Genomic DNA, 20,220 nt, shown 5'->3' on the forward strand with positions numbered 1-20,220 from the left:
CTCTACTTGCTCCTTCCCTTCCTTTGAATGGAGAAATACGGGCTGCCCAGTGACTGAAGACTCGATAGATGCGCCGTCAAAATAAATAAGCCGATTACGATGCCAAATAAACCGAACATCGAAGCCAGCATCATAAAGCCAAAACGCAAAATACGCACCGATATCGCGATACTGAACGCTGGAGCCGTAAAGCTCGCAATCCCGGTCGCAGCGACGACGATTACCATGGCCGCCGATACGATTCCCGCCTGCACAGCCGCTTGTCCCAATATCAATGCGCCGACAATAGATACCGCTTGCCCGACAGCTCGCGGCATTCTTACTCCTGCCTCCCGCATCAGCTCGAAGCTCAGCTCCATCAGAAGCGCCTCGACGATGACGGGAAAAGGCACGCCTTCGCGCTGCGCAACAAGGGAGATAAGCAGCGGCGTCGGAATCATCTCCTGATGAAAGGTCATCGCCGCTATGTACAGCGCAGGCAACAGCATCGATAGAAAATAGCCGATATAACGAAGTACCCTTATTAACAGGCCAATGTCAGCGCGCTGATAAAAGTCCTCTACGGATTGAAAAAAGTGAAAAAAAGTGATCGGCCCGATCAGCGCAAACGGAGTCCCGTCGACCAGCACGGCGATTCGCCCATCCATTAGATGCCCCACGACATCATCCGGCCGCTCCGTATTGTACAACGTAGGAAAAGGAGTCAAGTGCTGGTCCTGCACATGCCTCTCGATCGTTCCCGTTTCCAAAATGCCGTCCTCTTGAATTGCATTCATGCGCTGTCGTAACTCCTGTATCGTCCGCTCATTCGCGATTCCCTTTAAATAGAGCATGGACACATTCGTAGCGGTCAGATTGCCGATCGAGAATCGTTCAAGCCATAACGTCTTATTGCGAATACGGCGGCGGATTAACGATATATTCGTGCTGATCGACTCCGTGAAGCTGTCCTTCGGTCCGCGAATGACAAGCTGAGTCGTCGACTCCGAGATCGTACGCCATTCCATCCCTCTCGTCGATACGACAATCGCATCCGTACAGCCGTCGATGAACAATACGGTATCGCCTGCTACGGCAGCATCGACGACCATATCCCAGTTCGGCGTAACGATTGTGCTGCTTGCCAGCGCTGCCCTCATTGCCGCCCATTCTAACGGCGCCGCATTGCTGTCATCGATACCCGTTCCGTTCAGGTCTGCTCCGAACAGCTTCTCGATCAAGCCTTCCACCGCTTGCTCATCGGCCAAATTCGTATTGTAGACAGCAGCAGCACTAAATATAGGGGGATGGCTGCGCGTGTAAGATCGAATGACATAATCCGGACTGTTGCCAAACTCTTGTCTCAGTCTTTCTATATTTTGGGCAAGCTGCCGGTCGAATGCGTTCTCTTCCCCTGTTGGTTGCTGCTTCTGCGACGCCATTACATCACCCCTGAGGAGTATTCCCTTGAACAAATGGGTGTATGCACCTTTTATTCCATATGCGCCCTTAAGCTCGATCCACGCCAAAAAAGACACGTCCTGCGCACATAGCATTTAGATAGCCATGCTCTCGCGGAATCGTGTCTTCTTGAGTCATTATTTACATCCCTTGCTGCTGCTCAACCAGCCGCTTAATCAATGTAGCCGGCGAGACCCTTGTCCGTTAAGTAGTCCATCTCGGCGTCAAGAATCGATTCTACTTGAAGCTCATTGAGCTTTACATCGCGGCGGCCGAGAATATAATCGACCAGATCGTCGCTGTCGATATCTACCTCGCCTTTGGCATTTGCTTTGGCGCTATTAATAAACGCCTGGGCATGTCCAAGCACCAGCTTAACAGCCGCTGCTTCAAGTCCTGTCTCCTCCGTTATATATTGAAGCAACTCCTGCTCGTTTACTTGCTCTCCCTGTTGCTCCTTGCTCATTTCTAATCATCTCCTCATTGACTTCACTGCCCCTATTGTAACATATTGCTCGTTATTTCTTGCAATAAGGGTCAATCAATAAGAAGGAATTCGAACACTGTACGAAGGAATTCGGTTTCATACTCCACATTCGACATGTGAACTGCAGGCAGCATGACGAGCTTCGCATTCTGTACCTTATCGGCGATCCATTCGCTGTGGCTGGGAAGCGTCACTGTATCATATTGTCCGGCAATGACCAGAGTCGGGTTGTTGATAAGCGTGACCGTGCGGCGCATATCCATGTCGCGTATCGCGGCCCAGCTTCCCGCGATTCCCTGCGGACGAGTAGCAAGAACCATGTTGCGAAATGTCGTGACGAGCGTATTCTCCGACTCCAGCATATGCGAAGGGAACCAGTTCTTCATGAACATATCGGCGAACTCGCTCAGGTTCTCAGGTTGCAGCACAGAGGCGATTAGCCCCTCCCATTGCTCCGGCGGCCCCAGGTAGGAGGCGGTATTGCTTAGAATCAGACGATGGATCCGCTCGGGAGCATAGATGCCAAGCCATTGTCCGATAACACCCCCTAGAGACAGCCCAAGGAAATGCACGCGGTCGATATGAAGCGCGTCGAGCAGTTCGATTACGTCTCTTCCCAGTCTATCGAACGAGTACGGACCATCAGGCGTATCCGAGTCTCCATGACCACGGTAGTCGTAGCGAAGCACGCGGAAATGGCGGGTAAATTCAGCTAGCTGGCCATCCCACATGTTCATCGTGGTGGCGATAGAATTCGCTAGCATCAATACGGGTTTATCGGCCGCGCCTTCGATTCGATAAGCAATCCGAAAGCCATCTCCAGTTGTAATAAAGTTTATCTCATCAGTCGTTCTGCTTTCGTTTAATTTTATAGCCATCGTTCTCATTCTCCCTTACTGGTTATTAGTGACATTTTATTGGAATTAACCTACAATTTGAATGAGATTATGAAGACGTTTGGGGCCTGAAAACTTAATTCTATCGTTGTTTCCGGATCCTAACTTTATAAAATGAGGTGCTCTGATTATGGATCAGATCGATTATAAGATTTTGTCAAAACTTCATGACAATGCAAGAATGACTATTTCCGAGATGAGTCGAATGATCGCGATGTCACAGCCAGCCGTAACGGAACGGCTTCGGAAGCTGGAGGAGCAAGGGGTCATAACGGGGTATCGAGCCGAGCTCTCCCCATCTAAGCTCGGCAAGTATACAACCGCGTTCGTGCTGTTTAAGTCGAACAACTGCAAGGAGTTTGAAGCTTTTGGCGAGTCGGCCCCTGAGATCATCGATTTTTATAGAACCAGCGGAGAATAAAATTATTTAATGAAGGTTGTAACCGAAACAAGCGAAACGTTGGAAATCTTCCTTGAAAATTGCAACGCCTTCGGGTTTTCATCGACCCTTGTCGTGCTCTCTACAAGATTCGAGGATAAAAGTCTTGTCCCACGCACGCAATAAATCGGTCAACAAACGAACAGACAGTCTGTCCAGTGGGAAGACTGTCTGTTTTCGCTTATCTGCTATTCGATAAACACTTTTGCTTTTTGCGCCGTTAGAAGCTATCGTTGTGTCATACCTTAAATTTATAAATGAATGTGATAACGATGATGAAGAGGATGCGAAACCATTGACAGTTAACGAACAGTCGCCATTATTCATATACACCTATGCCTACCGTGAAGAGGAGCAATCCTTATGCCGTCTCGAGATGCGTTCCTTCTTCGGGGAAGACACCGAGGCTAGCCTTATCGCCAGTCCGATCGAGGTTCATCCCGACCGCAGCCCGTTTCTGAAAGAACGAATCGAGGTGATTTACGCAAGCGAGCAGCTCGATGAAATCGTCGAGCTCGCGAAACAGATTCATATGGGAGATGCGACCTTCAAGGTGATTTTCGTCAAAACCAATGATCTTGACGCCGCTGACAAGTGGGATTATGACAGACAACGCGGCATTGAAAGAGACATCGGTCTAAGCATTGAGGGAGAAGCTGATGTTCACCGTCCTGACGTCACATACGGACTTGTCACCTTAGGCGGACGCTGGTACTTAGGCTACTACACCAAGAGCAAAGCGATATGGCTCGATCACATGAAAAAGCCGCAAAATTATTCCATTGCGCTCAGTACGCGTGTCGCGCGAGCGGTGGCCAATATTGCAGTGCCGAAGATTGAGGGCGTGAAGGTCATCGATCCATGCTGCGGAATAGGAACGGTGCTTGTTGAAGCGTTGTCGATGGGGATCGATATCGAGGGCAGCGATTACAACCCTTTCATTGCGAAGGGCGCGCGGGATAATGTCGCTCACTTCGGTTACGTTACCGACGTGGCGTTCAGCGATATTGCCGATATAACCAAACATTATGATGTGGCGATTATGGACATGCCCTATAATCATTTCTCGACCTCGACGCCTGAAGCGCAGTTCAGCCTGCTCCTGCAAGCTCGCCGAGTCGCGGACAAAGCCGTTATTATTACGGTCGATACAATCGACGAAATGATTGCGGACGCCGGATTCGTCATACGAGATCGCGGCATCGTCCGCAAAAGCCATTTCATTAGACAAGTGATCGTCTGCGAATAGCGCTTTCGATGCTATTCGAAGCCGTTATAGGCTAGCCACGAAGCGCAGGCATCCGTCCACCTGCTAGTATGAAGCTCATCTTCGGCTAGACCTAGACCATGCTTGCCCTTCGCATACACATGCAGGTCGAACAAGACGCCATGTTTGCGCAACGCGCCAGCCATCAACAGGCTGTTCTCTACCGGTACGCCTGCGTCGTCTGACGTATGCCACAGGAACGTCGGCGGTGTATCGGCCGTTACGTTCAACTCCGCGCTATGACGCTCCTTCATGCCGTGATCGGAGCTCGCCGCCTCACCTAAAAGATTCGATCTTGATCCGGCGTGCGTATACGGATCGGTCATCGTAATGACAGGGTAACAGAGAACGAGCAGATCCGGCCTGCTCGACTGACGTTCAATAGGATCCTCCGCCTTCGGATTGCCTTTGTCGTAATCCGTCCCTGCATTCGCCGTCAAGTGACCCCCAGCAGAGAAACCCAGCAAACCGATTCGATTCGGATCAACGCCGAAGCGCTTCGCGTCATATCGTACCGATCTTATTGCACGCTGAGCGTCTAACAGCGCGCAAGGGTATTGATATGGCGCTACCCGGTAGCGCAGAACGAACGCGGAGATGCCAAGTGTATTCAGCCACTGGGCAATAGGCTCACCTTCATGATAAGCACGCATTCCGTAACCTCCGCCGGGACAGATAACGACGGCCGGGCGATTCTCTCCAGGTACCAAATACGGTGTTATGGCTGGACGATCTTCCTTCGTATCACCCTTCGCATACGGCGCTCCATATGGCCATAACCATTGTTCTTCTTTCTCCTCCACTTTCATCAAATCCCCCTCTTTCCCGTCTGCTGTTGCATGATCGGCTTAGAGCTTGAACTTGCCAAGCATGAGCTGAAGCTCTTCCGCCATGCCGGACAACGCTTCGGAGGAAGCTGTAATTTCCTCCATCGCGGCCAATTGCTCTTCCGCCGATGCTGATACATTCTGCGTGCCGGCCGCATTTCCTTCTGCAGCGCCAGATATTAGCGAGATCGATTCCACCATTGTCGATGTGTCGGAAGCCACTTGCTTCGCAGCAACCGATACTTGGCTAACCTGCTCAACGACATTGCCAACTGAGAACTTAATATTTTCGAACAATGCGCCCGCTGAATCAATGACTTCAATTCCTGACTTCACTTCTTTCGTAGCATGGCCGATCGTCTGTTCCGTTACATTTATGCCGCTTTGCACCGATTGAATGATCGTCGCAATACGCTCCGCAGCATCGCTCGATTGCTCGGCCAGCTTCCTAACCTCTTGCGCGACGACCGCGAAGCCCCGCCCGCTTTCTCCTGCTCTTGATGCTTCAATCGCTGCGTTAAGCGCCAGCATATTCGTCTGCTTCGCAATCGAGGTAATGAGCTCCACGATGCCTTGGATTTCCTTAGAGCTCTCGCCAACGTGATGGAATTCCGTCGACAACTGATTCACCGTCTCTGCTATCATCCCCATCTGACCGATGGCTCCTTGAATCGCCTTCTCGCCTGCGGATGACACCTCATAGGTCGACGTTGCTTCGTTCGCAACGTTGTTGCTCAGATCGGCAATGTGGGTCACATGCTCCAATATGCCCGAAGCAAGCTGATGGCTTTGTTCAACGGATACTACCGCTGCTCCGTACCGGACATGATCTGTTCGATCGAAGTGGCGATGTAGGAGGTTGCGTCTGAGGTCTGTCTCGCGCTGGCTGACGTTTGCTCTGAAGCCGCAGCCAGCTGGAACGATGTTTGATTCACATCCGACAGCGCCCGACGCTGCGAGGCAAGCATCTGATTGAAGCTTATGCTTGCCTGCGCGATCTCGTCCTTGCCCTTCGTGGCAAGGCTTTGGGTGAGGTCGCCTGTCGCAGCCGCTTGAATAGCAGTGTTCAGCTTCCGTATCGGACGAACGAGCGTCTGCGATAAGAAATAAGTGACAGCGATTCCGATGATCACGAATAATAGCGACAGCCACACGGTATTCGTTAACAGCGTTTGCACCCCGTCGTCCAATTCATCCTTAGGCGCGCTAACGAGCAGCACCCAGCTGTTGAATGTCGTTGTGTAGTAACCGATATAGTCTTTTCCGTCATGGCCATATTCAAGCTTGCCTTTCTCACCGCCGAGCGCCTTCTGATAAGCGTCCTCGACTTCTAAGATTCCATAATCCTTGATGTTCTTCGTCATGATGTTATCTTTGTCCGGATGCGCGACCGTAACGCCGCCGGCATCGAACATAGAAGCGTAACCCGTCTCGCCGAATTGCTCTGCAGAGACAGCGCTAAGCAGATCGTCGATCGCAATCGACGAAGCAAGGAATCCGGCAGGCTTGTCCTGAATCATGATCGGAGCGGCGATGACGATAGCGAGCTTGCTGTCGATCTTGTCGATCAGCGGATTCGATATAGCGATCTTCCCTTCGCTCAGATCCTTTATGTATGGGCGCTCGGACAAATCCACCTGAGCGCCTGCATGAGAAATGGAGGTTTTGCCTATCATGTCAGGCGAATACACCATCGACTTAAGCTCAGGGGTACTCGCTACTGCCGATTGAATGAATGCAAGCTCCTTCTGATTGTCCCCGTAATAGGATGCCGAGTTCTTGGCGAACGTTTCGAGCAATTTCATTTTCACTTGCAGAAAATTCTCAATATCGTCCACGATAAGTCCCGAACGCAAAGCAATTTCCTTATCCGTCTGCTCGTTTATCAGCTTGGACGTTGCCAAGAAATTCGATAAACCTAGTGCTGCTAACATAATGATGAGCAAGGATGAAATAAAAATAATAAGTTTGGACTTTAGGCTCCTCATAGAAGCACCGATCTTTCCATAAATGATGTCAATTAAGCGTAAAGCCTCAATTGCTATGGAATATATCGACAGTATTCTACATATTTTTTATATTTTTATTATGTTCTTCGAGCCGTCAATGCGCCAAGGCAACCAATTAGCGCGCCTAACGCGGCGCCCGCGTACACCTCTCTCGGCTGATGACCTAGACTTTCCTTCAAGCGCTCGCTTCTCCGCGTATGATACACGCCGGGATGACCGCCTGCCAATCGCTCTACATCCGCATCCAGATCATTCACTTGTATGGCGATCTCTCCAGCATGTCTGCGAATATTCATCGCATCATACATCACGACAATTCCTAGCATAGCGCTTATGGCGAATTCAGGCGTCTTTACTCCGTATTTCGTTGCCGTATACGCAGCCAAGGCGCTGACGCCGCTCGAATGAGAGCTTGGCATGCCTCCCGAGCCGATTAATTGGCGAAGATCCCATACTCCGGTCGTCGCTTTATGCAAAGGAAGCTTCAATACTTGCGCCGTACCTACCGCAATTAATGCCGTCACTAATCCTCTATTTGTCATGTCATCATGCCCCCTTATCGTCACTCCTTGCTTCATTTTCAGCTTGCCCTGCCGGTCTTCAAATCATGAATCGAACTTGCCGCTTGTAGGCGGCTGTATTAGCGTGTTATTTTTTTTGTGAGTCATTTAGGACATATGTCCTTTTGAATAACAGCTGCGATTTCTACAATGAAAAGCAAGCGGCAGAGTGGAGGAGCTTACAGCAATGGAACAAGATCATTCCCGTATCGCCCAATATGTGAAGGCGCATCGGCTGGAAGCGATATTCGATGAAGAGACGATTAAGGAAATGAAGCTGCTGACTTATGAGAAGGGGCAAGCGTTATGCGCAGCGGGAGATCAGCTTCAGCATCTCTACTTGCTCGTGAAAGGCAAGATCAAAGTGTACACCTTGCTTCCGAACGGAAAGTCTGTCCTTCTTCGGTTCAACGAGCCGCTCGCCGTCATCGGCGACATGGAGCTTATGACGGGCTATCCCGTACGCTGTACCGTAGAATCGGTTGGCCAAAGCTTATTCATAGCCATTAAGACGGATGTGTTAAGAGCGCGTTCCTGTCACGATCCCCGGTTCCTAACCTATATCATACAATTGCTCAGCCATAAGCTCTATACAGCCGCGAACGCCTCCAGTCTTAATCTGCTCTATCCGGTCGAGAACAGGCTCGCCAGCTATTTGTTGTCGATATCACCGGAAGCTTGCATTCAGCCAAAGCGCGATGAGATGAGAACCGAGAAGCTCACTGAGCTTGCCGAGCTGCTCGGAACGAGCTATCGTCACTTGAATCGAATCATTACGAAGCTGGAGAAGGAGGGTGTCATCGCGCGCAAGCGCGGAAGCATTGTTATTCGGGATATGCAGCGAATGAAAGAGCTGGCTAGCGGCAATCTTTATCAATAAAGCACAAAGTATGAAGGGTAGTAATCAGACTGAAGAGTTGTGCGAGAATAAGAGGAGGGATAGCTAATGATGGGCATCATCTATTCATTGCTTGGCGGCATCTTCGTCAGCATTCAAAGTGTCTTCAATACGCGATTAAGCGAGAAAGCCGGCTTCTGGATGACGAATACATTCGTACACGGAACCGGCTTCGCTCTATCGCTTCTGATCATGCTGATGTTAAAGGATGGCAGCTTCTCGAAGCTATTGACCGTTAATAAGCTGTACTGGCTTGGGGGCTCACTCGGCGTCATCATCGTCTTCTCTGTCATGAAGGGCATTACAGCGCTTGGCCCGGCCTACTCGGTTGCCTTGCTGCTCATTGCACAGCTTATCGTCGCGCTGCTAATCGACAGCTTCGGATTATTCGGAATCGAGAAAGTTCCTTTTACGATGAATAAGCTGTTCGGCATTGCCATTATGATTGCCGGCGTTATCGTGTTCAAGCTCAAGTGAGGGAGAGGGAAGACGCCCCCTTGGCACGCACTGCGTTCAATTACTACTTCATGTAAATAAACCGCTCGCCAGGCGCGAACATATGGAACTTCTGCGCCCGGTAATTCTGATACACATAATCGACAAAGTAAGCCGGGTTCTCATCATTGTGCGGGAAAAGGCCGTAATGCATCGGTATGAGCAGGTCTGCTTGAATCTGTACAGCAATCTCAACGGCCTCTCGATAGTTGCAGTTGCCGACGATTCCTGCGGAATTGCGGACGAAGTCGCGCCCGTTAATCGGCAGCATCGCGATATCGATAAGCTTAGGTCTAAGCCACTCCACTAGCTCAGGGAAACCGACCGTATCTCCCGCATGGTACAGCTGGATATCGCCGAAGCTGGCAACGAAGCCAAGAAACTTATGCTCGCCCGCTTCGTCCGTCTCGAATTGCTCATGCTTCGCGGCATGCGCCTCCAGCTTCAAACCTTCCGCTAATTCAAGCGTCTGTCCATGAGATATGCCGATAAGCTGCTCATCGCGGAAGCCCCATTCCTTCATAAGCTCAAGATGCGCTTTCGGCACGATGAACTTCGTCGCTTGCGACTGTCCAATCGCTTGCAGCGTCTGCTTGTCCATATGATCTTCATGATGATGCGAGCATACGACATAATCGACAAAGCCGCACTGGGACGGCGCAAGCGGCGGTGCGAATGCGCGCGACCATGGCGGCCCGCTGCTCTCGAATACCCAATCGCTCAAGTAGGGATCGAACAGTATCGTGTGCTCCCGCCATTTCACCAGGAAACCTTCCTGCCCCAATGCCCATAACGACAGCGCCTGATCCGTAAGCTTCGTCCTCTCGATCTGACTTAGCAGTTCATTCCCGCTTTTATATACGTTCATTTCAACGATCATCCTTTTTGTACTGGAATTTGAAGCCGCAGATCTTTTGTAAACCACAACCGATAACTGAGCAAGCTCAGAATGATGCTCGTCACTGCCGCCGAGCTGGCGAAGGCGAATACGATCAGAATTTGGTAGCGCACCGCATCGACCGGGTCCGCCCCCGCGATAATCATGCCTGTCATCATGCCCGGAAGCTGAACGAGGCCGACGGTCTTCATCCCGTCAATCGTCGGAATCATGCTCGACTTGACAGCCCGCTTCGTAACGCCGGCCATCGCCTGCTTCGCCGTTGCGCCTAGCGACAGCAGCACCTCGATCTCGCCTTTGGAGGCTTCCACCTCCTGCTTCATCTGATTGAGGAAGAGACCTGCTACGACCATCGCATTGCCGATCGTCATCCCGCTTATCGGAATGATATATTGCGCCGTTGCTTCGATAATGCCGAAGCCGATCAGCAGTCCCATCATGAGCAGCTCCGTCGTGCCGATCGCTACGGCAACCCGCCATACAATCCGCCTCAGGCCTGCCCCTCTTTTCGCGGCATTCAAGCAAGCGATCGTAAGCATGAATATAACGATCAGAGCAATCAGCAGCATATTTTTCGTATGGAACACGTATTGCAGCACATACCCTACGAGCAGCAGCTGTACCGCAGAACGTATCGTGCCGATTGCAATGTCCCGTTCCAGGCCAAGCTTCTGCCATACCGATACCAGCATGGTTATCATAACGAACAGCAGCGTAAAGCTAAGCGCTAAGAATGACATCCGCTATTCCCCGCTTTCCGAAGCGCGAACATACTGACGTCCCGCTTCTGTAGCTGGCTGCTGAAAAAAAGTGTCCGAAGCGCCTTGCTCCAGCAGCGTCCCCTCTGCCATGAACCATACCGTGCGGCTTACTTGAAGCGCCTGCTCCAAGTCATGCGTCACCCATATAAGCGTCGTCCCCTCTTGGCGATGCCATTCGAGCAGCACATCCTCCACCCGCTGCTTGCTCGCCTTGTCGAGGGAGGCCGTCACTTCATCGAGCAGCAGCACCTGCGGGCGCAGCAGTAACGAGCGGAGCAGCGATACGCGCTGTTTCTCGCCGCCTGACAGCTCGGACGCTTTCTTCGCGGGATCGAGCCCGTCAAGTCCCAGTTGCTCCCGCAGACGATCAGCAAGCTGTCGGTCATAGGACTTTGAATGAAGTTGGCTTGCCGTCCTTAAGTTATCGTCAATCGTTCCTGGCAGCATCACCGACTGCTGAGCTATGTAACACACATTCATCCGCCATAGCCGCGAATCCGTCTCCGCCTGCGGTTTATTCTGGAAGCGTATCTCGCCCCCGTCCGGTGCATCCAATAAAGAAACAATGCGGAGCAGCGTGCTCTTCCCTTGCCCGGATACGCCTAGCAGCGCAACGCTGTCGGGCTCGGTCACCTCGGCGTTCACGCCAGTGAACAAGGGGGTATTCTCGTCCCCGTTCCGGTATTTCCTTACATCCGCCAGCTGCAATATCGGAACCATAGCATCCCTCCGTTCTGTCATTCCATTATAGCAACAAGGGGAACGGCAGGGTCAAATGCTATGCTTTATTGCTCTCGAAGATAGAAGTACGGCCCCAAATCAGATTCATGGGTATTCACGTACGTCCATCTGAAATCTCGATCCACCACGTATACATCTTGTTCCATGCGCAAGAGATCTGCGGTTAGACGAGACGCGTCAGCTATGTACAGTACATGATCTCGGTTCTGATAAAAGAGGTAGCACTCTCCCTTATCCTGTGTATGGAACGCATCCTCCGCCTCAGCCTCCGCAAGGCCAGACAGCTTCTTATAACTAAATAAATGCCATAAGTATTGCTCCAAATAAATTTCCTTCTTGAATGTTTGATCTATGCCTCTGGCAAAAAGCCACTCCCATCTGTCCCTCAGTTCCTGCGCCTTGTCCCTCTCCAAAGTGGCATGTATGCCTTTCTCTTCAAGACGATACAAATAACCAAGCATATATGTTTCTTGCATCGCGTTCGGTTCACCGAAAAGCCAATGTTTGACCTTTCGCCTAACCTCTTCCGTTGATTGCACCAGCAGTTGGTGAAGATCGCCCGCGTGCCTTAACACGATCTCCGGCGATTCGATCTTGGCATCGGCCGCAAGAAAACCTTCGGGCAAACCCATCCGATCATATTCGGATGCCGCGCCGAAATATTCGAACAGCAAGCGGAATGACCCGTCTTTAATGCTATCATCGACCACTTCTTCAATATGCCGTCTGCTAATCGTGTCGACGATAACAAGCGGATTAGCGGCGGGCCACATATACTTGCAGTTACCCCGGTTTATCATATCCTCACGAATCGACTGAATATTTTTGAGTGTGTAAAAATGGCACAGCCAGCGCGATGCATCAGGAAACGTCACGATGACGCTAACGTTCGCGTCGTCGTCCCCCTCTATCCAGCTCCAGCCTTCTCCATCGATTTCAATATGTCTTTTGTTCGAAAACATGCTTGTCCTCCCTGCGCGAAACTTGATAGGCATAGACTCCCTATACCTATGTTGGATTTGTGCGCTTAACCTAAATTTGTCGTTATCTATATTGAACGATTATGGTCCTTAGGTTGTTTCACAAATCCAACAGATTGCTTGTGCGATTGGTAGGCATAACAATAGACGCATGCCATCTCTGACATGCGCCTATACGTATATTCCCTATTTTAGTTATTGCTGCGCCGTAAGCAGTTGCTGATAGACGCGTCCCCTTGTCAGCAGTTCGTCATGCGTGCCGGTCTCGGCGAGCGATCCTTCATCCATGACGAAAATAATGTCCGCGTTCTCGATCGTTGACAGACGGTGCGCGATCATGATCGTCGTCAGCCCCTGTCTCCGCTCTTCGAGCGCCGCAAGCAGCTGCCGTTCCGTCTCCAGATCGAGCGCCGAGGTCGCTTCGTCGAGCACTAATATTTGCGGATCGCCGACGATCGCTCTCGCGATAGCGATCCGCTGGCGCTGGCCGCCGGACAGCTTGATGCCCCGCTCCCCGATATTCGTGTCGTAGCCTTCCGGCAGCGACAGGATGAAATCATGAATTTGTGCGATGCGGCAGGCCTCCTCGATCTCCGCCTCCGTAGCCACCGCTCGGCCAAGCATCAAATTTTCTCTGATCGTATCGGAGAACATGTAGGGATCTTGAAACACGATCGCTACGTTGCGCGACCACTGCTCGCGGTTATAACGCTCCGCATCCTCGCCGTCCAGCAGCAGCTTGCCTGCCGTCGTATCATAGAAACGAATAAGAAGCTGTGCGATTGTCGACTTCCCGCCGCCGCTCGTGCCTACGAATGCAATCTTGCGTCCGATAGGCAGCTCCGCGCTGAAGCCTTGGATGACCTCTGGCAGGTCAGGCGAATACCGGAAGTTCGTCTGCTCGAACGACAGAGTCTCGATTCTGTTGTCCATCGCCTTCTCGCCGGGATCATGCTGTTCCAGCGATAAAATACGTTGAACCCGATCCACGTTCGCCATCTGCGACGATAGATTCATGAAAAATTGGAAGAAGTTATAGAAAGCATCCGATAGCTGCGTGGAGAACTGGAACAAGATAACGAATGTTCCGACCGACATCCGGTTATCGATAAGCTGCAGTCCTCCGTAGCCGAGCACAAGGAGTCCAATGCCCCATTTCAGCGGATCGCTGTACCGCACTTGACGGTTGATGAGCTTGCCTTCCTCCATCACCCTGTCGAAGTACTCCGAGAACATTTTCATATATAGCTGCTCTTCCCACTTCAATCGATGATAGGCAACGACCTCGCGCGTCGACGCAACGCCTTCCTCGATTTGGACGAGCAGCGCAGCCCGCTTCTCTGCTACTTGCCGAGCCGCTGCCTTAAGCTTCGGAGTGAAGTAATAACCGATCAGCACATAGATGGCACACAGCCCTACGATCATAAGCAGCAGCATCGGACTCGACAGTCCGATAATCGTCATGAGGATGCATAGATTGATTGCTTCCTGAATGCCCCGCGGAATTTGCCAGCCGAGCACGCTCGCGCTTAGGAACAGATCCTGCGTGAAGGTGTACACGTATTTGCCCGTACGCTCGCTTTGGAACTTCTCCACTGGCACGTGCTCGAGACGCTTCAACATGCGGCTGAGCAATAATCGGCTCGCTTTGAACTCGTTCTTGATGAGCCTTCGGCTCGTTACGGTGAACATAAGCGCGTACACCGTGCCTGTCAGAGCGAACACCCCGATGACGATGGGCAGCAGCTCATACCTGCGCTCGCCGAAGACGTCGTCGATTAATATTTTTTGGATATAGACAAGCGTATAGTTGGATACCGATTCAATGGCGAGATAGAGCAGCGCAATCAGATACGCCCCGCGCAGCATGATGATATGGGATGTAATGAACTTAACGTACTTCTTCATGCGTCAGCCTCTCTTCCGTTAGACCCGACTGTCCTGCTTCTAGCTGGTAGAGCAGCCCTCGGCGAGCGATCAGCTCGTCGTAGCTGCCGGCTTCGGCAACCCGGCCCTCATGAATGACGACGATCGTGTCAAAATGCTTAACCGTCGACAACCGATGTGCGATTGCAATCGTTGTCCGGCCTTCCAGCACCTCATCGAGCGCCCGCTGCACCTCGGCCTCGCTCACGTTATCGAGCGAAGAGGTTGCCTCGTCGAGCAAAATAACTGCCGGCTGCTTCGCGAACATGCGCGCAATCGAGATGCGCTGCTTCTGCCCGCCGGACAGCTTCATGCCGCGTTCGCCAACGAGCGTGTCGTAACCCTCCGGCAGCAGCATGATGAAATCATGCGCGTAGGCGGCTTTCGCTGCGGCAATCACTTCCTCGTCTGACGCTTCAGGCTTGCCGAAGCGGATGTTCTCCTTGACCGATGAGCCGAACAGATAGGTCTCTTGGAACACATAGCCGACCGACTCTCGCAGCTGCCCAAGCGTCATTTGGTTAATTGGTACGCCGTCCAGCCTAATGATGCCGGAGGTTGGGTCGTAGAACCGGCCGATCATTTTGAACATCGTCGTCTTGCCGTTGCCGCTCGCTCCGACAAAGGCGACCTTCTCGCCCGGCTTGATCTTGAGACTGAAGCCGTTAATGACGGGCGGCTGCTCCGGATATCCGAAGTACACGTCCTCGAACGTCAGACCTCCGCGTACTTGCTCCAGCTCGATAGGCTCCTCGGGGTCGTCGATCTCGATATTCTTATGCATGAATTCAAATAAGGGCACAGTCTGATGAATAACTAGCTTCTGTTCTGTGAGCATCGTCACGAGCATCGTGAGGCGGAACATCGTCGTCATATACAGTAAGGTGAAAGCGATAAAGCCTCCGAGCGTAATCCAGTTGTTCTTCAGCGAATAATAGCCGAGGATGAACAACGCGACGGCGCCTAGATAGAAGGTAAACCGCCGGAAGCTGCCGCGCCCGAAGCTGTACGTAGAAGCGAGCAAATAATAGTGCGACCAATTCTTATGCTTGCCGAGCGTGCGCTCATGGTACCAAGGCTGCGAACCGTAGGCTCTGAATTCCCGCATACCCGATATCGTCTCGTATATGGATTGGTTATACTCGATTCTGGACTGGCCGCCCATTCGGCCATATTGGGAGGCCTTCCTCTCGAAGTAAGGTCCGAATAAGTAATAGAGGGCAAAGGTCGGAAGCATGATGACCGACAGCCACGGACTAATGGTCAGCAGCATCACGATCGCAACGGCGACGAACAACAGGTTGTCGATGACGCCGGGCAGGAAGTTACGGTATATTTTCTGAACGGATGCGACCTCGGAGTTGAACATCGATAGCGTCTCGCCTGCGGGATGACGCTCGTAATGCGCGAAGCCAAGCTTGCGCAAATGCTTGAAGATCGCCGTCTGCATATCGCGCGAGGCGAGCTCGCCGATCGTTCTTTGCAGCAGGTTGCGATAGTTTTTGGCGATCAGCATAAGAAGATTGACAATTGTAAGCGCTGCAATAATAGTGAAAAATAATGCCTTATCCTTGTTCACGACAACATGGTCAATTACGTATTGAATCATCTTCGGCGTCAGCGTCTCACCGCTCACCGCCATAATGCCGCATACGGCTAGCCATGCTATCTGTTTTTTGAACGGCAACGCGAACTTGAGCGCCCATATATAGGAGCGCTTCGACAGCTCCATATTCGTCTTGTGCTGCGCCTTGTCTGCCTGCCGTCGTTCCTTGATGCTCTCCGATGCTGTAGCACGGTTGTCGCGCATCGTTATCCCCCCCTGACTAGTCCTGTCATGATGTGTTTTTAACACCCTAATTTTTGGTAACAGAAGTACATCTTAATTCCGCTGCCTAGCTTTGTCAATGTACAAAACAGCTATATAAATGGTTTACCGATTGCACAATTATGGCCGATTGTTTCCAGCTGTCGGAAGGATTCAACGTATAGATCGCGAATGGTGGATAATGACAAATAGGAGGCGATATTCTTGGGAATAAGAGAAGCTTCTATTGAAGACACCGCTGCTATTGCACAGGTTCATGTGGATAGCTGGAGAACGGCTTATCAAGGCATCATATCTGATGAATACTTGGCTAATTTGGATGTGAAGGCGAGGGAGGCTGGCTGGATTCGTTTCTTCGAGCAGTCTAATCGGAGCAGCGTCATCTACGTGGCCGTGAATGAGGCTGATTCTATTGTCGGCTTCATTAGCGGCGGAGCGACAAGAAGTCCCGAATACGGCTATGATGCTGAATTGTATTCGATCTATCTTCTAAGCAGCTACCAGGGCCAAGGCATCGGCGCAAGGTTAGCGGAGGAGATAGTCGACTATTTTCGCCGGATGGGCTATCGCTCGTTCATGTTATGGGTGCTGGAGCAAAATAGCGCGGTCGATTTCTATAAACGGCTGGGAGGGGAAGTGTTCGATCGCAAGGAGCTTGTGATTGGAGAAGAAACATTCATCGAGCTTGCAGTCGGTTGGAAGTCGCTGCCACGAAAATAACCACAGTCGAACTCCGTAAATGTTATGCATTAGCCAAAAACTTCATTGCATACGATATGCAATGGCTGATGTTTACTGGGATAAGCAGAGCGGAGATAAGCTGGCGACTGCTGCGATTTAGTGGCGATGATGGAGGACGGCTCCTATGGCGTCGTTCGTTACGGACCCTAGCGACACGATTGGGCCGCATTCCGACCCTATTGGCTGGTTGCGGACCGAGGAAACCTTAATAGTACCCTTTCTCGTCCATTACGTGCTGATTGTCTCTGAAAGAGTCCACTGAGTCCGTAATGAAAAGAATCGGAGGAGAAAAGATCAATTAAGGTCACTAGGGTCCGCACTACGTCGAGGAGACACGCCGGCAACCAAGCGTATACGGCTACCGCCATTCCGATATTTGAACAAAGACAAAAAGGCCCTCAGCGGGCCTTTTGTCTTGTTATTCGCAATATGACCTTACAATTACAGCTCGGTCATCGCCTTAATGACCTTCGACTCCGGCTTCAGCAGGTCGTCGAAGCGAGCCGGCAGCTCCGCGAACGGGATGCGGTGCGTAATGTAGCTGCTCGCGTCGATGCTGCCGCTTTGGACGGCGGCTTTAACTGCGGCGAAGTCTTCCTGCGTCGCGTTGCGGCTGCCCATGAGCGTAATCTCGCGCTTGTGGAAGTCCGGATCGTTGAACGTTAGATCCGCCTTCACGAGGCCGACATACACTAGCGTTCCGCCATGCGAGACGAAGTCGAACGCGCCCTGCATCGAACGCGCGTTGCCGGTCGCATCGAACACAACGGTCGGATAATCGCCGTCCGTCAGCTCCGCCACTCGCGCTTTCGCATTTTCTAGCGCGTTAACCGTCTCGTCTACTTTCGCCCACTGTCTGCAGAAGGCGAGACGCTCCTCCTGAATATCCATCGCGATTACTTTCGCGCCTTGATGCTTCGCGAATGCCATGACGCCAAGGCCGATTGGGCCTGAGCCGATGACAAGCGCCGTATCGCCCTCGCCAAGACCAGAGCGGCGCACCGCATGCGCGCCGATGCTTAGCGGCTCAAGCAGCGCCGCTTCATCCAGCGACAGCTCGTTCACGACAAGCAGATGCGATACCGGAACGGCGACACGCTCGCGCATGCCGCCATCGATATGGACACCAAGCACCTTCATATCGGTACAACAGTTCGTTTTCCCTCTTCGGCATGCAACGCAATGGCCGCAGTGCATATAAGGAATGATGCTAACCTGATCGCCGACCTTCACACTGCCGCTCGAATCATCGACTTGCTCTACGATGCCGGAAAGCTCATGCCCTAGCACTCGCGGATACGTGAAGAACGGTTGATTCCCCTTGTAAGCATGCAGATCCGTACCGCAAATGCCGATCCGTCGAATTCGGACGATAGCTTCTCCGTGTCCAAGAGAGGGATCATTTTGCTCCACTAATTCCAGCTTATCTATTTGTTCACAGATGATCGCTTTCACCTTACTCCGCCCCTTTATAACGTCATGTCTGTCTTTCGCACTACTTCGTCCTACAAAATAACGCCGTCCTTGAAAATCGCGATCTCCTTAAATCCGTTGCGCTCATTGTGCGTCTGCGACTCGCCGGATGCTAAGCTGATGAGCTGCTCCCATAGCTCATCGGTCATCGACTCCATGCTCATATCCTCAAGCAGTCTGCCTGCATTGAAGTCGATCCAGTTCTTCTTCCGCTCGGCAAGCTCGCTGTTCGTCGCGATCTTCACCGTCGGCACCGGTCCGCCAAAAGGCGTGCCTCTGCCCGTCGTGAACAGGACGATGTGCGCCCCGCCGGCGGATAATGCCGTCACCGATACCAAGTCGTTGCCGGGCGCTTCAAGCAGATTAAGCCCGGTCTGCGTTACGCGCTTGCCGTAAGCAACGACGTCCGTCACCGTAGCATGACCGCCCTTCTGCGTGCAGCCAAGCGACTTTTCTTCCAGCGTACTGATGCCGCCCGCTTTGTTGCCCGGCGACGGGTTCTCATAAATCTCCTGGTTATGCTTCATAAAATAATGCTTGAAATCGTTAATCAAATGAACGATATCGCCGAATACTTGCTCATCCGCCGCGCGGTTCATCAGAATCGTCTCGGCGCCGAACATCTCCGGCACTTCCGTGAGAATAGCCGTGCCGCCGGCACCTATGAGCCGATCGGACACCGCGCCGACAAGGGGATTAGCCGTAATGCCGGACAGGCCGTCCGAGCCGCCGCACTTCAGGCCCAGCTTCAGCTTCGATACGGGAACAGGCTCACGCTTGAACTTCTCCGCATAGAAGACCAGTTCATCGATCAGCTCCAGCGCTTCCTCGATCTCGTCCTCCGCCTCCTGCGACTTCAGGAACTTGATGCGCTCTGGACTATGCTCGCCGATCGCCGCCTTGAAAGAGTCGATCTGATTGTTCTCGCAGCCAAGTCCGATGACGAGCACGCCCGCCGCATTCGGATGATTAACGAGCGAAGCCAGCAGCTTCTGCGTATGAACGAGATCATCGCCAAGCTGAGAACAGCCGAACGGATGCGCGAAGTGGAATACGCCGTCAACGCGGCCGTCATAGATCGTGTTCGCTCTTCTCGCAACGATCTCGCACGTCTTATTAATGCAGCCTACCGTATTTATGATCCATATTTCATTGCGAATGCCAACCTCGCCATTGTCTCGCACATAACCTTGAAACGTCCGATGGGCATAGGAAGCTTCCGCTGACACAGCCTTCGCCGCTTCCCGCGCCGTTGGCTCGTACGTATAATCAAGAACCCCTTTGAGTCCCGTCCCCATATTGTGCGTATGCACCCAGCTGCCCGGAGCAAGATCGGCTTTCGCCTTGCCTATGGAATAGCCGAACTTCAGGACGTCTCCGCCCTTGCTTACCGGCTTCGTCAATATTTTGTGACCCTTCGGCACTTCTTCAGATACTTCAAGCAACACCGGCTTCCCTTCACGCTCTTCGAGAGTCAGCGTTTCCCCCTTGGCGAAAGGTTTAAGCGCAATAATGACATGATCGTCCTCATGCAGTCTAATCCAGCTGTTCATC

At 52.0% G+C, this 20,220-nt stretch carries 19 protein-coding genes and 1 pseudogene; 5 read left to right on the plus strand and 15 right to left on the minus strand.

Annotated elements, in window-relative coordinates; all coding sequences use genetic code 11:
• Positions 1 to 2 precede the first annotated feature (2 nt).
• The 3 genes from AC1DF0_RS01045 to AC1DF0_RS01055 form a co-directional block, all read right to left on the minus strand.
• Positions 3 to 1,421 (minus strand): spore germination protein, encoded by a 1,419-nt coding sequence (locus AC1DF0_RS01045; protein WP_477572775.1) that lies wholly within the window; start codon positions 1,419 to 1,421, stop codon positions 3 to 5.
• A 191-nt stretch (positions 1,422 to 1,612) separates the two neighbouring features.
• Positions 1,613 to 1,906, minus strand: coding sequence for a hypothetical protein (locus AC1DF0_RS01050; RefSeq protein WP_442050200.1), 294 nt, complete (start codon positions 1,904 to 1,906; stop codon positions 1,613 to 1,615).
• Between the two features lie 71 nt (positions 1,907 to 1,977).
• Positions 1,978 to 2,805, minus strand: a complete 828-nt coding sequence (locus AC1DF0_RS01055) for an alpha/beta fold hydrolase (protein WP_477572776.1) — start codon at positions 2,803 to 2,805, stop codon at positions 1,978 to 1,980.
• Positions 2,806 to 2,953: 148 nt separating this feature from the next.
• Between AC1DF0_RS01055 and AC1DF0_RS01060 the strand changes: the two are divergent.
• A pseudogene (locus AC1DF0_RS01060) lies at positions 2,954 to 3,388 on the plus strand (Lrp/AsnC family transcriptional regulator).
• A 169-nt stretch (positions 3,389 to 3,557) separates the two neighbouring features.
• On the plus strand, positions 3,558 to 4,511 hold the full coding sequence (locus AC1DF0_RS01065; RefSeq protein ID WP_477572777.1) for a TRM11 family SAM-dependent methyltransferase: 954 nt from the start codon (positions 3,558 to 3,560) through the stop codon (positions 4,509 to 4,511).
• A gap of 11 nt (positions 4,512 to 4,522) precedes the next feature.
• Here the strand turns inward: AC1DF0_RS01065 and AC1DF0_RS01070 are convergent, their stop codons facing one another.
• The 4 genes from AC1DF0_RS01070 to AC1DF0_RS01085 form a co-directional block, all read right to left on the minus strand.
• Positions 4,523 to 5,338 (minus strand): alpha/beta hydrolase, encoded by an 816-nt coding sequence (locus AC1DF0_RS01070; protein ID WP_477572778.1) that lies wholly within the window; start codon positions 5,336 to 5,338, stop codon positions 4,523 to 4,525.
• A gap of 39 nt (positions 5,339 to 5,377) precedes the next feature.
• Entirely contained in the window at positions 5,378 to 6,112 is a 735-nt protein-coding gene (locus AC1DF0_RS01075; protein ID WP_477573121.1) for a methyl-accepting chemotaxis protein, read from the minus strand.
• A 47-nt stretch (positions 6,113 to 6,159) separates the two neighbouring features.
• Complete coding sequence (locus tag AC1DF0_RS01080) at positions 6,160 to 7,260, minus strand: cache domain-containing protein (protein ID WP_477572779.1); 1,101 nt, start codon at positions 7,258 to 7,260, stop codon at positions 6,160 to 6,162.
• Between the two features lie 182 nt (positions 7,261 to 7,442).
• Positions 7,443 to 7,907, minus strand: coding sequence for a divergent PAP2 family protein (locus AC1DF0_RS01085; RefSeq protein ID WP_442050194.1), 465 nt, complete (start codon positions 7,905 to 7,907; stop codon positions 7,443 to 7,445).
• A gap of 205 nt (positions 7,908 to 8,112) precedes the next feature.
• Between AC1DF0_RS01085 and AC1DF0_RS01090 the strand changes: the two genes are divergently transcribed.
• Positions 8,113 to 8,805: a Crp/Fnr family transcriptional regulator gene (locus AC1DF0_RS01090; protein ID WP_477572780.1), complete on the plus strand. Its 693-nt coding sequence runs from the start codon at positions 8,113 to 8,115 to the stop codon at positions 8,803 to 8,805.
• Positions 8,806 to 8,871: 66 nt separating this feature from the next.
• Complete coding sequence (locus AC1DF0_RS01095) at positions 8,872 to 9,300, plus strand: DMT family transporter (RefSeq protein WP_477572781.1); 429 nt, start codon at positions 8,872 to 8,874, stop codon at positions 9,298 to 9,300.
• A gap of 43 nt (positions 9,301 to 9,343) precedes the next feature.
• Here the strand turns inward: AC1DF0_RS01095 and AC1DF0_RS01100 are convergent, their stop codons facing one another.
• The 6 genes from AC1DF0_RS01100 to AC1DF0_RS01125 all read right to left on the minus strand — a co-directional run bounded on the left by AC1DF0_RS01100 (position 9,344) and on the right by AC1DF0_RS01125 (position 16,434).
• Positions 9,344 to 10,186 (minus strand): MBL fold metallo-hydrolase, encoded by an 843-nt coding sequence (locus AC1DF0_RS01100; protein ID WP_477572782.1) that lies wholly within the window; start codon positions 10,184 to 10,186, stop codon positions 9,344 to 9,346.
• Positions 10,187 to 10,194: 8 nt separating this feature from the next.
• Entirely contained in the window at positions 10,195 to 10,956 is a 762-nt protein-coding gene (locus AC1DF0_RS01105; RefSeq protein ID WP_475823236.1) for an ABC transporter permease, read from the minus strand.
• A 3-nt stretch (positions 10,957 to 10,959) separates the two neighbouring features.
• On the minus strand, positions 10,960 to 11,697 hold the full coding sequence (locus AC1DF0_RS01110) for an ABC transporter ATP-binding protein (protein ID WP_442050189.1): 738 nt from the start codon (positions 11,695 to 11,697) through the stop codon (positions 10,960 to 10,962).
• Between the two features lie 65 nt (positions 11,698 to 11,762).
• Complete coding sequence (locus tag AC1DF0_RS01115; protein ID WP_442050188.1) at positions 11,763 to 12,680, minus strand: DUF4275 family protein; 918 nt, start codon at positions 12,678 to 12,680, stop codon at positions 11,763 to 11,765.
• Between the two features lie 213 nt (positions 12,681 to 12,893).
• A complete protein-coding gene (locus AC1DF0_RS01120) occupies positions 12,894 to 14,606 on the minus strand; it encodes an ABC transporter ATP-binding protein (protein ID WP_477572783.1) in 1,713 nt (570 codons plus the stop codon).
• Positions 14,590 to 16,434, minus strand: a complete 1,845-nt coding sequence (locus AC1DF0_RS01125; RefSeq protein ID WP_477572784.1) for an ABC transporter ATP-binding protein — start codon at positions 16,432 to 16,434, stop codon at positions 14,590 to 14,592. Before AC1DF0_RS01125 ends, AC1DF0_RS01120 begins: the two co-directional genes overlap by 17 nt.
• Before the next feature lie 222 nt (positions 16,435 to 16,656).
• Here AC1DF0_RS01125 and AC1DF0_RS01130 point away from each other — a divergent pair, with 222 nt between their 5' ends.
• Positions 16,657 to 17,172, plus strand: coding sequence for an N-acetyltransferase family protein (locus AC1DF0_RS01130; RefSeq protein ID WP_477572785.1), 516 nt, complete (start codon positions 16,657 to 16,659; stop codon positions 17,170 to 17,172).
• Between the two features lie 462 nt (positions 17,173 to 17,634).
• Here the strand turns inward: AC1DF0_RS01130 and AC1DF0_RS01135 are convergent, their stop codons facing one another.
• Complete coding sequence (locus AC1DF0_RS01135; protein WP_477572786.1) at positions 17,635 to 18,648, minus strand: zinc-binding alcohol dehydrogenase family protein; 1,014 nt, start codon at positions 18,646 to 18,648, stop codon at positions 17,635 to 17,637.
• A gap of 50 nt (positions 18,649 to 18,698) precedes the next feature.
• Positions 18,699 to 20,219 carry a UxaA family hydrolase gene (locus AC1DF0_RS01140; RefSeq protein ID WP_477572787.1) on the minus strand — a complete coding sequence of 507 codons (1,521 nt, stop codon included), beginning with the start codon at positions 20,217 to 20,219 and terminating at the stop codon, positions 18,699 to 18,701.
• Between the last annotated feature and the right edge of the window lies 1 nt (position 20,220).

Source organism: Paenibacillus sp. 05T425 (assembly GCF_056396205.1).

Excerpts from the sequence above, each read along its gene's own strand:
- AC1DF0_RS01045 (WP_477572775.1), bottom strand. The coding sequence starts at position 1,421 with ATGGCGTCGCAGAAGCAGCAACCAACAGGGGAAGAGAACGCATTCGAC.
- AC1DF0_RS01050 (WP_442050200.1), bottom strand. The coding sequence starts at position 1,906 with ATGAGCAAGGAGCAACAGGGAGAGCAAGTAAACGAGCAGGAGTTGCTT.
- AC1DF0_RS01055 (WP_477572776.1), bottom strand. The coding sequence starts at position 2,805 with ATGGCTATAAAATTAAACGAAAGCAGAACGACTGATGAGATAAACTTT.
- AC1DF0_RS01070 (WP_477572778.1), bottom strand. The coding sequence starts at position 5,338 with ATGAAAGTGGAGGAGAAAGAAGAACAATGGTTATGGCCATATGGAGCG.
- AC1DF0_RS01085 (WP_442050194.1), bottom strand. The coding sequence starts at position 7,907 with ATGACAAATAGAGGATTAGTGACGGCATTAATTGCGGTAGGTACGGCG.
- AC1DF0_RS01090 (WP_477572780.1), top strand. The coding sequence starts at position 8,113 with ATGGAACAAGATCATTCCCGTATCGCCCAATATGTGAAGGCGCATCGG.
- AC1DF0_RS01095 (WP_477572781.1), top strand. The coding sequence starts at position 8,872 with ATGATGGGCATCATCTATTCATTGCTTGGCGGCATCTTCGTCAGCATT.
- AC1DF0_RS01100 (WP_477572782.1), bottom strand. The coding sequence starts at position 10,186 with ATGAACGTATATAAAAGCGGGAATGAACTGCTAAGTCAGATCGAGAGG.
- AC1DF0_RS01105 (WP_475823236.1), bottom strand. The coding sequence starts at position 10,956 with ATGTCATTCTTAGCGCTTAGCTTTACGCTGCTGTTCGTTATGATAACC.
- AC1DF0_RS01110 (WP_442050189.1), bottom strand. The coding sequence starts at position 11,697 with ATGGTTCCGATATTGCAGCTGGCGGATGTAAGGAAATACCGGAACGGG.
- AC1DF0_RS01115 (WP_442050188.1), bottom strand. The coding sequence starts at position 12,680 with ATGTTTTCGAACAAAAGACATATTGAAATCGATGGAGAAGGCTGGAGC.
- AC1DF0_RS01120 (WP_477572783.1), bottom strand. The coding sequence starts at position 14,606 with ATGAAGAAGTACGTTAAGTTCATTACATCCCATATCATCATGCTGCGC.
- AC1DF0_RS01125 (WP_477572784.1), bottom strand. The coding sequence starts at position 16,434 with ATGCGCGACAACCGTGCTACAGCATCGGAGAGCATCAAGGAACGACGG.
- AC1DF0_RS01140 (WP_477572787.1), bottom strand. The coding sequence starts at position 20,219 with ATGAACAGCTGGATTAGACTGCATGAGGACGATCATGTCATTATTGCG.